This is a genomic window from Nocardioides sp., assembly GCF_035429765.1.
Taxonomy (GTDB): domain Bacteria; phylum Actinomycetota; class Actinomycetes; order Propionibacteriales; family Nocardioidaceae; genus Nocardioides.
The window spans coordinates 1-11,335 of sequence record NZ_DAOMFK010000102.1 but is presented as its reverse complement, the minus strand read 5'-3'; the positions used below and the strand labels follow the sequence as shown (position 1 = coordinate 11,335).

The following is an 11,335-nucleotide window of genomic DNA, read 5'->3' as shown; positions in this document are numbered from 1 at the left end:
GACGCCCTGGGTCAGCGGGGGGACGCCCTGGGTCAGCGGGTGACCTTGCCGGCCTTGAGGCAGCCGGTGCACACGTTGAGCCGCTTCGGGGTGCCGTTGACGGTGGCCCGGACGCGCTGGATGTTGGGGTCGAAACGACGCTTGGTGATCTTGCGCGACCAGGGTCGGTTGTTGCCGAAGGTGGGCTTCTTCGCGCAGATGTCACAGACGGCAGCCACCGTGCACTCCTGAATACGTTCGAGGTCTGAGGTTCGCCCTCCGCGGCACGGACGAGTGGCCGGCCGGGTGGACAACCGCCCAAGAGTATCCGACGCCCCCACCGGCGAGGAAATCGAAGCCCAGCCACTACCCTGTGGGCCTCACCCCTGCCGTGACCGAGGTCACGCCCCGCAGCCCCAGGAGCGGCCACCCCATGCAGACACCCCCCGGCGGCGGCGTCGAGCTGAGCGTCGTGCTGAGGTTCGTGGACGCCGCCACCGATGCGCTCAGCGCCGCCCGGGAGGAGATCGACGCCCTCAACGTCTACCCGGTGCCCGACGGTGACACCGGGACCAACATGTTCCTGACCGTCTCCGCGGCGCGCGACGCCATCCGCGAGGTCGTCGACGCCGACCCGGACGTGCCGCTGGACACCGCGCTCGGGGCGTTCGCGCGCGGCGCGCTGCTCGGGGCGCGCGGCAACTCCGGGGTCATCCTCAGCCAGATGCTGCGGGCCTTCGCCCGGCGGGTCTCCACCCCGACCGGCGGCGAGTCCACGGCGCAGGTGATCGCGGACGCCATGGCACAGGCCACCGACGCGTCGTACGCCGCCGTCGGGGTGCCCGTCGAGGGCACCATCCTCACCGTCGCCCGGGCCGCCTCAGACGCGGCCGTCGCGTACGTCGCGAGTCCTCGTGCGCGGACCAGGGGACTGTTCACAGCAGCCGCCGAGTCGGCGCGTGAGGCGCTGCTGCACACCCCCGAGCAGCTCCAGACCCTGGCGGACGCGGGGGTGGTCGACGCGGGCGGGCGCGGCTTGAGCGTGATCCTCGACGCCGCCGAGACCGTGCTGACCGGGCGGCGGCCCCCGCCGGTCGCGACGACGATGGGACGGCACACCATCCCTGTCCCGGCGGACGGCCACGACCTCACCTCCGACGGTCCGGCCTACGAGGTGATGTACCTCCTCGACGCCCCCGAGCACGCCCTGCCCGCGCTCCGGTCCACCCTCGGCGGGCTGGGTGACTCCCTGGTGGTGGTCGGCGGGTCCGGCCTGTGGAACGTGCACATCCACGTCGACGACGTCGGCGCGGCGATCGAGGCGGGGATCGTCGCCGGCCGGCCCTACCGGATCAGGGTCACCCACTTCGCCGAGCAGGTGGCCGCGGCCCGGGCGAAGGTGCCGCCCAAGGGACGGGCGGTCGTCGCGGTGGCCGCCGGCCCGGGGCTCTCCGCCCTGTTCTCGGGGGCCGGCGGGACGGTGGTCGGCGGCGGTCCGGCCAAGCGCCCGTCCACCGGGATGATCCTGGAGGCGATCACCGCCAGCGGCGCCGCGGAGGTGATCGTGCTGCCCAACGACCCCGACTCCTTCCGCGTGGCCGAGATCGCCGCGCGCACCGCGGAGGAGGACCACGGGGTACGAGTCGCCGTGATCAACACCCAGACCCAGGTGCAGGGCCTGGCCGCGATCGCGGTGCACGAGCCGGGCCGGCGCTTCGAGCACGACGTCACCGAGATGACCGCCACCGCCCGCCATGCCCGGCACGGCGCGGTGACGGTGGCGGTGAGGGAGGCGATGACCATGGCCGGCCCCTGCGAGCCCGGCGACGTGCTCGGGGTCATCGGCGGCGACTTCGTGGTCGTCGGGGACGACCAGTACGCCGTGGCCCGCGAGATCGTCGACCGGCTGCTCGGCGGCGGGGGCGAGCTCGCGACGCTGGTGTCGGGGGCCCAGGACACCGAGCGGCTGGCCGCCCGCTGCGCGGCGTACATCGAGGAGCGGTACCCGCATGTCGACGCCGTGGTGTACGACGGTGGCCAGGAGCGCTACCCGCTCCTGATGTCGGTGGAGTAGCCGGGAGGAGGACGCACGATGATCTCCCTCGACTCCCCGGTGACCGCGGTCCTCGGCGGGGCCGCCAGCCGCGCAAAGGAGAAGGCGATCACCGAGGGCCTCGGGCTGCGCACGGTCGGCGACCTGCTGCGCCACTTCCCCCGCCGTTACCTCGACACCGGCGAGCTGACCCGGGTGGACGAGCTCGTCGAGGGGCAGGTGCTCACCGTGATCGGGCGGATCACCGACAGCACGGTCGTGGAGTACCGCGACCGGAGGACGAACCGGGCGGCCTTCCGCCAGGAGACCGTCCTGGCCACGGATGGGCCGGCGCTCCGGATGACGTTCTTCTCCAAGAAGCGCAGCGTCGCGCAGTGGCACGCCGAGCGGCTGCCCGTCGGCAGGCACGGCGCCTTCACGGGCAGGGTGAGCAGGTTCCGCGGGGAGTGGCAGCTCACCAACCCCACCACGGTCGTCTTCGCCGGCACCGACGCCGACGACCCCCAGACCCGGCTGCTCCTGGACAGCATCCGCGGGCTCTACCCGCTCTACCCGCTCACCAAGGGCCTGGACTCCAGCGACCTGCAGCGCCCCATCGCCTTCGCCCGCACCGTGGTCGAGGAGCTGCCCGAGATCGTCCCGCAGGAGGTACGCCGGCGCCACCGGCTGCCGGACCCACGGACCGCCCTGGACTGGGTCCACGGCCCTGACACCCGCGCCCAGGTGGCCGACGCGCAGCGCTACTACCGGTTCGAGGAGGCGCTGGTCACCCAGCTCGTGCTGGCGCGGCGCCGGGCCGAGCTCAGCGCAGAAGGGGCGCTCGCCCGGGTCGGCGGAGGTGGCCTGCTGGCCGCGTTCGACGCGCGGCTCCCCTTCACGCTCACCGACGGGCAACATGAGGTGAGCGAGGTGCTGATGACCGAGCTGGCCCGCGACCGCCCGATGAACCGGCTGCTCCAGGGGGAGGTGGGCTCGGGCAAGACGGTGGTGGCCCTGCGCGCCATGCTGCGGGTGGTCGACTCGGGCGGCCAGGCGGCGCTGCTGGCACCCACGGAGGTGCTGGCCCAGCAGCACCACCGCTCCATCCTGGCCCTGCTCGGCGACCTCGCCCAGGGTGGCATGCTCGGCGGGGCCGAGCAGGGCACCACGGTGGCCCTGCTCACCGGGTCGCAGCCGCGGGCCCAGCGGGCCCGAGCGCTGCTCGACCTCGCCTCCGGGGAGGCCGGTCTCGTCGTGGGCACGCACGCGCTGCTCCAGGAGCACGTCTCCTTCGCCGACCTCGGCCTCGTCGTCGTCGACGAGCAGCACCGCTTCGGCGTGGAGCAGCGGGCGGCGCTCACCGACAAGGCGGGCAGCCCGCCGCACCTGCTGGTGATGACCGCGACGCCGATCCCACGGACGGTGGCGATGACCGTCTTCGGCGACCTGGAGATCTCCACCCTCACCGAGCTTCCCGCCGGGCGCGCGCCCATCCAGACCACGGTCGTGCCGCTGCTGGAGCAGCCGGGCTGGCTGGAGCGGGTCTGGGCCCGGGTGCGCGAGGAGGTCGAGCGTGGCCGCCAGGTGTACGTCGTGTGCCCGCGCATCGCCGGCGACGAGCCCGAGCAGGGCGAGACCGACGTGGTCGACGTCGACGCCGAGGGCGCCGTCGTCACGGCCGAGCCCGGCAGCCTGGCCGCGGTCGAGGAGGTCGTCGGCCAGCTCGCGGCGGGTCCGCTGAGCGGGCTGCGCGTAGCTGCCCTGCACGGGCGGCTCGCAACGGAGGAGAAGGACTCCACCATGCGCGCCTTCGCGGAGGGAGCCGTGGACGTGCTGGTGTCCACGACCGTGATCGAGGTGGGCGTCGACGTCGCCAACGCCACGATGATGGTGGTCCTGGACGCCGACCGGTTCGGGATCTCCCAGCTCCACCAGATCCGCGGCCGGGTCGGCCGCGGTGGCCACCCGGGGCTGTGCCTCCTGGTCACCCGGGCCGCGCCGGGAACCCCGTCCCGTGAGCGCCTGGAGGCCGTGGCGGCCACCACCGACGGTTTCGCGCTGTCCCGGACCGACCTCGAGCTGCGCCGGGAGGGCGACGTGCTGGGCGCCTCGCAGTCCGGGTTCCGCAGCTCGCTGCAGAACCTGCGGGTGCTGCGCGACGAGGACACCATCCTGGCGGCGCGCCAGGAGGCGGAGGCGCTGCTGGCGGCCGACCCGACGCTGGCCGGCACCCCCGACCTCGCTCGCGCGGTGGACGAGCTCGCCCGGTCGGTGGAGTCTGCCTTCATGGAGAAGTCATGACCCGCATCATCGCCGGCTCCGCCCGCGGACGTCGCCTCACCGTGCCCCGCGGCACGCGCACCAGGCCGACCAGCGACCGGGTCCGCGAGGCGCTGTTCTCCGCGGTGGAGTCGTGGTGCGGCTCGCTCGCAGGCCTGCGCTTCCTGGACCTCTTCGCCGGGTCCGGCGCGGTCGGCCTCGAGGCGTGGTCGCGTGGCGCAGGGGTGGTCACGCTGGTCGAGCAGGACCGTCGCACCGCGGCCCTGATCAGCGCCAACGCCGCGGCGATCGGCTGCACGAGGGCCCAGGTGGTCACCGCTCCGGTCGCGTCCGTCGTGGCGAGACCGCCGCAGGCGCCGTACGACGTGGTCTTCCTCGACCCGCCCTACCCGCTGCCGGACCCGGCGGTCGTGGCCACCCTGGAGGCGCTGCGCGACCACCAGTGGCTGGTCCCGGGAGCGCTGGTGGTGGTGGAGCGCTCCGCCCGCGGGCCGGCGCTGCCCTGGCCGGAGGGGTTTCGGCCGGACCGGTCGCGCAGCTACGGCGAGACCATGCTTTGGTACGGTCACGCGAGCCCCCGGATCGACGCCCCCAGCCCTGAGGAGTGACCGTGCGCCGCGCCGTCTGCCCCGGATCCTTCGACCCGGTGACCAACGGTCACCTCGACATCGTCTCGCGTGCCTCCCGGCTCTTCGACGAGGTCGTGGTCGCCACGGGGGTCAACGCCTCCAAGAACAGGCTGTTCACGCCCGAGGAGCGCATGGAGATGCTCCGCGAGGCGTGCACGCCGTACCCCAACGTGCGGGTCGCCGGCTTCGGTGGGCTGCTCACCGACTTCTGCCGCGAGCACGACATCACCGCCATCGTCAAGGGGCTGCGGGCGGTCAGCGACTTCGACTACGAGCTGCAGATGGCGCAGATGAACGCCAGTCTGGCGCCCGGGCTGGAGACCGTGTTCGTCCCCACGGCCCCGGAGTACTCCTTCCTGGCCTCCTCGCTGGTCAAGGAGGTGGCGTCCTTCGGCGGCGACGTGTCCCGGCTGGTCCCGGACTTCGTGAACGACCGGCTCGTCCGGCGCCTCGCCGAGCGGCGTACCTCCTCCGGCTGAGGCCGGGCGCGGTTTTGCCGCCGCGCGGCCACGGCGGCTAGGATTCCCCCGATCTGTTGTGCCCGCACACCGGAAGTGAACTCCTGAGCAGCTTGGACCCGAGAGCGCCGCTCGTGCTCGACACCCGCGAGCTCGGCCGCCGCCCGGGGTCCCAGCGTCTGGTGTCACTCTCGGTGCCGGCGCCGGCGGATCTGGGTATCGAAGTCCTCCATGTCCCCGCGGGGTCGCGGGTCGAGCTGGACCTGCGTCTCGAGGCGGTCATGGAGGGGGTGCTGGTCACGGGAACGGCGAGAGCCGGGCTCGAGGGCGAGTGCGTGAGGTGCCTGGCGCCGGTCACCGACGAGGTGACCGTGTCGTTCCAGGAGCTGTTCATGTACGACGACCGCGACCAGCACCACGGGGGCGACCCCGACGACGATGTCCGCCGGCTCGAGGGCGACCTGCTCGACCTCGAGCCCCTGCTGCGGGACGCGGTGGTGCTCGAGCTGCCGTTCCAGCCGCTGTGCGAGGACGACTGTCCCGGGCTGTGCGCCGAGTGCGGCGCCCGGCTCGCGGACGACCCGGACCACGCACACGAGGCGGCGGTCGACCCGCGCTGGGCCACGCTGGCGGCGTTCGAGCAGGACCAGGACTGATCGAAGGAGAGAACAGTGGCTGTCCCGAAGCGGAAGATGTCGCGCAGCAACACGCGTCACCGTCGCTCGCAGTGGAAGGCTGTCGCGCCGTCCCTGGTGACGTGCGCGAACCCGGCCTGCGGCGCCAAGCACCTCCCGCACCGGGCGTGCGGTGAGTGCGGCCAGTACGGCGCCCGCTCCAGCCGCCGCCAGGTCCTCTGACCCGCGCGGTCCGCTGATCGACCACGAGGCGCTCCGCAGAGCGCTCGGTGACCCTCCGTTGGACGCCGAGCTGCTGGACCGTGCACTGACGCACCGCTCCTACGCCTACGAGAACGGTGGGCTGGCCACCAACGAGCGGCTGGAGTTCCTGGGCGACTCCGTCCTCGGCGTGGTGGTCACCGAGACCCTCTACCGCACCCACCCCGACCTCTCCGAGGGACGGCTGGCCAAGCTCCGTGCGGCGGTGGTGAACGCCCGGGCGCTGGCTGAGGTGGCGGTGGCCATCGACCTGGGCCACGCCATCAAGCTGGGCCGGGGGGAGGAGACGACCGGTGGTCGGGAGAAGGCCTCGATCCTCTCCGACACCGTCGAGGCGCTGATCGGGGCGGTCCACCTCAGTGGCGGCCTCGAGGCGTCCTCGGCCGTGGTGCACCGTCTCTTCGACCCGCTGATGGAGGCGGCCGCCGACATGGGGGCCGGCCTGGACTGGAAGACCTCGCTGCAGGAGCTCACCGCCCACCACAGCCTGGGGGTCCCCGAGTACGTCATCGAGGACGACGGCCCGGACCACCAGAAGGTCTTCACCGCCCAGGTCCGGATCGGCGACGCCCTCTACGGCCGGGGGACGGGCCGCTCCAAGAAGGAGGCCGAGCAGGGGGCCGCCGAGACCGCCTACGGCGAGATTCATGCCGGCTTCGCCGGCGACGCCTGAGGTGCCCGAGCTCCCCGAGGTCGAGGTCGTCCGCGCCGGCCTGGAGCGTCACGTGCGGCACGCCACGATCACCGTCGTCGAGGTGCTGCACCCGCGCCCGGTGCGGCGCGACCCGGGCGGCCCGGCCGGCTTCGCGGCCGCGCTCAGAGGGCGCCGCATCGACACGGTGCGCCGTCGCGGGAAGTACTGGTGGCTGGGTCTGGACAACGGTGACGCGCTCCTCGGGCACCTCGGCATGAGCGGACAGATGCTGGTGCGGCCCCCCGGCGCCCCGGACGAGCGGCACCTCCGCATCCGGTTCGGCCTGGACCGTCCTCTCGAGCTGCGCTTCGTCGACCAGCGGATGTTCGGCGGGCTGCTGGTCTCCCCTGGGGGTGCCGACCTGCCCGCCGAGATCGCCCACATCGCGCGGGACCCGCTCGACCCGGAGTTCGACCAGGTCGAGGTGGCGCGCCGTGTGCGCCGGCGTACCTCGGGGATCAAGCGGCTGCTGCTGGACCAGACACTGGTCAGCGGGATCGGGAACATCTACGCCGACGAGGCGCTGTGGCGGGCCGGGGTGCACGGCGACCGCCCGGGGACGCGCCTGAGCCGCGGTCAGGCGCTGGAGGTGCTGGGCCAGGCGCGCGCGGTGATGGCCGAGGCGCTCGCCGAGGGCGGGACCTCCTTCGACGCGCTCTACGTCAACGTCAACGGGCAGTCCGGCTACTTCGACCGCTCGCTGCACGCCTACGGTCGCGAGGGGTCCCCCTGCGACCGCTGTGGCACGGCGATCCGCCGGGTGGCGTTCATGAACCGCTCGTCGTACTACTGTCCCGGCTGCCAGCGCCCCCCACGTCGCGGCCCGGAGCCCACTCCCCGCTGAGCCCTCGTGGCCGGGTCTCTTCCCCCACTGCCGCGGGGTTGTGGTCGCTCCTGGCCCCCCAATCGGGCCCGCTGACGACCACAACCCCGCGGCAGACGGAAAGGGGCGCGCGCCCGCTCGAAGCGGTGTCGTGGCTGGGTCCCGTGAGTCACGAGGTCGGTTTGACCCCGGAGGGCTTCGGTGGGACTCTTGAAGGCAGCCCAGTTCGGGCAGCCCGGATCGGGCACATCCACCAGACCCCGGAGGGCCCATGGCCAAGGCGCTGATCGGCTACATGACCAGCGACCTGCGTACTCCCGCCCGACTTGCCGGCGACAACGCCCGGCTCCGGGCACGCGTCGGCGAGCTCGAGGCTCTCGTCCTGCGTCTGCAGGCGGAGAACGACGCCCTGCTGGCCGCGCGGGCAGAGGCGCTGCTCGACCTCGACGACTCCGGCACGCTGGAGTCCGACGCGATGGTCCCCGCCGGCTGAGACTGTCGGCGCTCCCTGCGGTCACGAGCCGGAGCGGTAGACGCTCACCGCCCAGTCGCTGTCGTCGGTGAACGGGTCGAGCTGCCAGGTCGCGAAGCGGTGCTCGCGGACCCAGCCGACCGACGCCGCGTCGCGGTCCAGGTCGTCGTGGTCGTAGTCGCGGCCGGTGAAGAAGCCGAAGGCTGCGCGCCCGCCCGGGCGCAGCACGGAGTCCAGCCCGCGCAGCACCTGGGCCTCGGTCCCCTCGGCCAGGAACAGCATGACGTTGCCCGCGCACACCACCACGTCGTACGCGGTGGGGAGACCGAGCCCGCCCAGACCGGCGGGCGAGAGGTGCCAGAGGTCCAGGGTCGCCAGCGGGAGCCCCGGGTAGAACTCCCGCCCCTTCCCGACCAGCGTGGGGTCGACGTCCACCCCGACGGCGTGGTGACCGGCGCGCGCCAGTGCGGCGGCCACCCGCCCGGTGCCGCAGCCGGCGTCCAGGATCCGCGAACGGCGGTCGGCGAGGGCGTCGACGAACCGGGCCTCACCGTCGATGTCCTCCCCGCGCTCGGCGATCCGCACGAACCGGTAGGCGTACTCGTGCCGCTGCCGCGGGGTGCGGTGGTCGAACCACCGGGGTCGCGGTCCGGCGCCCGACGCCGGGGCCCGACCAGCGGTCGGAGGGACTTCGCTCATCCCGGCATGGTGCCACGCGCCGCGGGTCCTGACCGAGGTGTCCCACGGCGGGTTCATCCCCCCGGGGTGATGCGTCGACCAGGGTCCTCGGTCGACCCTGGGCAGGGGAGCGGAGGGCACCGGATGACCAGGTACGAGATCACCGTGGAGGGCCAGGTGGGCCCGCTGGTGACCGCTGCCCTGGAGGGGTTCCAGACCCGGCCCGCCCCGCCGGGACGCTCGTGCCTGGTGGGCGAGGTCGTCGACCAGGTCGCCCTCACCGGTGTGCTCGGCTGCCTGCAGGACCTGCACGTGGAGATCTGCGAGGTGCACCGGGTCGACGCCCCGCAGTGAGCAGGCTCGACACCCCGACGCGAGCGGGATCACCGGCTCTGCCGCGGCGGTGGAATGATGTCCCCCATGGCATCCCGCCGGGTCCTTCGTCACCCGCTGCCCCGGATCCTGGTGAAGCGCCCTCGTCTCGAGGCTCGGCTGGACCGGGTCCCGCCGGGGGGGCTGGGGCTGCTGGTCGCCTCCGCCGGGTCGGGCAAGTCGGTTCTGGTCGGCGGGTGGATGCGAGGGCGAGCCCACCAGCGGGTGGCGGCGCTGACCGTCGAGGCCCACCACGACGACGCCGTGGTGCTGGCCCGCGACCTGCTCGCGGCGCTCAGGGAGGCGGCACCCGAGCTCCCCGCGGAGCTGGCCGGGCGGGTCGTCAGTGGTGGTGCCACGTTCGGTGACACCTTCGTCACGGACCTGCTCGCGGCGCTCGACCGGCTCACCGGCGACCTCGTGCTCGTGGTCGAGGACGCGCACCTGCTCACCAACCGATCGGTGCGAGACGACCTCGGCCGGATCCTCACCGCCCTTCCGGACTCCACCCGCGCCCTGGTGACGACTCGCCGTGATCTCGGCTGGCCGGTGCGGGACCTGAGGCTCACCGGTCGGCTGGTCGAGCTGCGCGGCGCCGACCTGGCCCTGGACGCCGCGGAGGCCAGGGAGCTGCTGGTCGGCGTGTCCGAACGGGAGCTGACCGACGCCGACGTGGAGCGGCTGCTGGACCGGACCGACGGGTGGGTGGCCGGGCTCCAGCTCGCGGCCATCTCGCTGCAGAACGTCCCCGACGTGGCCTGTGCCGTCCAGAACTTCGCCGGCAGCGACCGGCTGGTCGCCGACTACCTGCTGGAGGAGGTGATCGAGCAGCAGGAGCCCGAGGTCCGCCGCTTCCTGCTCGAGACCTCCGTGCTCGAGTGGCTCTCCGCCGACGTGTGCGACGCCGTGACGGGCCACGGCAACGCCCGCAGGCTGCTCGCCGAGCTCGACCAGCGCTCCCTGTTCCTGATCCCGCTCGACCGCTCCGGCGAGGTGTTCCGGTACCACCACCTCTTCGCCGACCTCCTCCGCTACCGGTTGCGCGTCGAGCAGCCCGAGGCGGCGGCGCCGCTGCGGGCCCGAGCCGGTGACTGGCTGCTCAGGCACGGGAACCTGGAGGAGGGCATCGACCAGCTGCTGGCTGCGGGGGAGCACGCGCGGGCCCTCGACGTGATCGCGACGTCGGGCCACCTGCTGTTCCACCGTGGTGAGTGCGCGACCTTGGTCAGGTGGCTGTCCGCGGTCCACGACGCCGACCCCGCGCCGTCGGTGCGGCTCGGCATCAACCTGATGGCCGCCCAGATGGCGGCCGACCAGTCCGAGGCTGCGGCCGAGACCTACCGGCACCTGCTGCGCCGTGGGGACCTCGCGCCCGGTGAGCGGGTGGCGATCGACACGCTGTTCGCGTTCATGGTGTTCCGGGGCCTGCCCCCGGAGACGGTGCTCGCGGTCGCCGCACGGGTGCTGGCCGCGCTCCCCGAGGTCGGCGAGAGCCGGGTGGTGGACTTCCTGGGTCTGGGTGGGCTCGACTCGGTCCAGGCCATGGCCACCTACGCGTCCGGGGTCGCAGAGCTGCTGCGAGGCGAGGTGCCCACCGCCGCGGCCACCCTCGAGCACCTCTTGACGCTGCCTGGCGGCACCTACCCGATCTGGCGGATCTACGCGCTCGGGACACTGGCCCTGGCCAAGGCCTGGCTGGGGCAGCCGGGCGAGGCGCTGCGCCTCGCCGAGGCCGCCCTGAAGTCGGCCGGGTCGATCATCGTCCCCACGCACTGGGCGATGACGCACGCCCACCTGGCTGCGGCGTTGGCCCACCTCGACCGGCTCGAGCTGGAGCCGGCCGCCCGGGCCCTCGCGCACGCCGACCTGCAGAACCGGCTGCGCCCGTCGAGCGTGGTCAACCACGACCTCCAACGGCTGATCGCGGCCCGGCTGGCCGCGCTCCAGGAGGGGCCCGCCCAGGCGCTGGAGCTGCTCGCGACACCCGCCGAGGCACCCCTCGAGGCGCCGGCGCTCGCCCGC

13 protein-coding genes are annotated in these 11,335 nt (G+C 73.5%); 11 read left to right on the top strand and 2 right to left on the bottom strand.

The window, feature by feature from the left end; all coding sequences use genetic code 11:
* Window positions 1–32 precede the first annotated feature (32 nt).
* Entirely contained in the window at window positions 33–218 is a 186-nt protein-coding gene (gene rpmB / locus PLP61_RS10600) for a 50S ribosomal protein L28 (protein ID WP_324502680.1), read from the bottom strand.
* 194 nt (window positions 219–412) lie between these two features.
* Here rpmB and PLP61_RS10595 point away from each other — a divergent pair, with 194 nt between their 5' ends.
* From PLP61_RS10595 to PLP61_RS10555, 9 genes are all read left to right on the top strand, one after another.
* On the top strand, window positions 413–2,053 hold the full coding sequence (locus PLP61_RS10595; RefSeq protein WP_324502679.1) for a DAK2 domain-containing protein: 1,641 nt from the start codon (window positions 413–415) through the stop codon (window positions 2,051–2,053).
* Window positions 2,054–2,071: 18 nt separating this feature from the next.
* On the top strand, window positions 2,072–4,312 hold the full coding sequence (locus tag PLP61_RS10590) for an ATP-dependent DNA helicase RecG (RefSeq protein WP_324502678.1): 2,241 nt from the start codon (window positions 2,072–2,074) through the stop codon (window positions 4,310–4,312).
* A complete protein-coding gene (gene rsmD / locus PLP61_RS10585) occupies window positions 4,309–4,899 on the top strand; it encodes a 16S rRNA (guanine(966)-N(2))-methyltransferase RsmD (RefSeq protein WP_324502677.1) in 591 nt (196 codons plus the stop codon). The genes PLP61_RS10590 and rsmD overlap by 4 nt, the downstream gene beginning before the upstream one ends.
* 2 nt (window positions 4,900–4,901) lie before the next feature.
* The gene (coaD, locus tag PLP61_RS10580; RefSeq protein ID WP_324502676.1) at window positions 4,902–5,399 is read left to right on the top strand and encodes a pantetheine-phosphate adenylyltransferase; all 498 of its coding nucleotides are present in this window, start codon (window positions 4,902–4,904) and stop codon (window positions 5,397–5,399) included.
* Between the two features lie 113 nt (window positions 5,400–5,512).
* Window positions 5,513–6,034, top strand: a complete 522-nt coding sequence (locus PLP61_RS10575) for a YceD family protein (protein ID WP_324502675.1) — start codon at window positions 5,513–5,515, stop codon at window positions 6,032–6,034.
* A gap of 15 nt (window positions 6,035–6,049) precedes the next feature.
* A complete protein-coding gene (gene rpmF / locus PLP61_RS10570) occupies window positions 6,050–6,235 on the top strand; it encodes a 50S ribosomal protein L32 (RefSeq protein ID WP_324502674.1) in 186 nt (61 codons plus the stop codon).
* A gap of 58 nt (window positions 6,236–6,293) precedes the next feature.
* Window positions 6,294–6,947 (top strand): ribonuclease III, encoded by a 654-nt coding sequence (gene rnc / locus PLP61_RS10565; RefSeq protein WP_324502673.1) that lies wholly within the window; start codon window positions 6,294–6,296, stop codon window positions 6,945–6,947.
* A 1-nt stretch (window position 6,948) separates the two neighbouring features.
* Window positions 6,949–7,812: a bifunctional DNA-formamidopyrimidine glycosylase/DNA-(apurinic or apyrimidinic site) lyase gene (mutM, locus tag PLP61_RS10560; protein ID WP_324502681.1), complete on the top strand. Its 864-nt coding sequence runs from the start codon at window positions 6,949–6,951 to the stop codon at window positions 7,810–7,812.
* A 250-nt stretch (window positions 7,813–8,062) separates the two neighbouring features.
* Window positions 8,063–8,284, top strand: a complete 222-nt coding sequence (locus PLP61_RS10555) for a hypothetical protein (protein ID WP_324502672.1) — start codon at window positions 8,063–8,065, stop codon at window positions 8,282–8,284.
* Between the two features lie 21 nt (window positions 8,285–8,305).
* Here the strand turns inward: PLP61_RS10555 and PLP61_RS10550 are convergent, their stop codons facing one another.
* Window positions 8,306–8,962: a class I SAM-dependent methyltransferase gene (locus PLP61_RS10550; protein ID WP_324502671.1), complete on the bottom strand. Its 657-nt coding sequence runs from the start codon at window positions 8,960–8,962 to the stop codon at window positions 8,306–8,308.
* A 123-nt stretch (window positions 8,963–9,085) separates the two neighbouring features.
* On the opposite strand from PLP61_RS10550, the gene PLP61_RS10545 reads away from it, so the two are divergent.
* Window positions 9,086–9,295: a DUF8691 family protein gene (locus PLP61_RS10545; protein WP_324502670.1), complete on the top strand. Its 210-nt coding sequence runs from the start codon at window positions 9,086–9,088 to the stop codon at window positions 9,293–9,295.
* A gap of 66 nt (window positions 9,296–9,361) precedes the next feature.
* The coding region (locus tag PLP61_RS10540) for a winged helix-turn-helix domain-containing protein (RefSeq protein WP_502889025.1) at window positions 9,362–11,335 on the top strand (1,974 nt) is incomplete at its 3' end.

What these genes read in the sequence shown, in the direction of transcription:
- PLP61_RS10545 (WP_324502670.1), top strand. Translation starts at nt 9,086, where the DNA reads ATGACCAGGTACGAGATCACCGTGGAGGGCCAGGTGGGCCCGCTGGTG.
- PLP61_RS10550 (WP_324502671.1), bottom strand. Translation starts at nt 8,962, where the DNA reads ATGAGCGAAGTCCCTCCGACCGCTGGTCGGGCCCCGGCGTCGGGCGCC.
- PLP61_RS10590 (WP_324502678.1), top strand. Translation starts at nt 2,072, where the DNA reads ATGATCTCCCTCGACTCCCCGGTGACCGCGGTCCTCGGCGGGGCCGCC.
- PLP61_RS10555 (WP_324502672.1), top strand. Translation starts at nt 8,063, where the DNA reads ATGGCCAAGGCGCTGATCGGCTACATGACCAGCGACCTGCGTACTCCC.
- PLP61_RS10595 (WP_324502679.1), top strand. Translation starts at nt 413, where the DNA reads ATGCAGACACCCCCCGGCGGCGGCGTCGAGCTGAGCGTCGTGCTGAGG.
- rsmD (WP_324502677.1), top strand. Translation starts at nt 4,309, where the DNA reads ATGACCCGCATCATCGCCGGCTCCGCCCGCGGACGTCGCCTCACCGTG.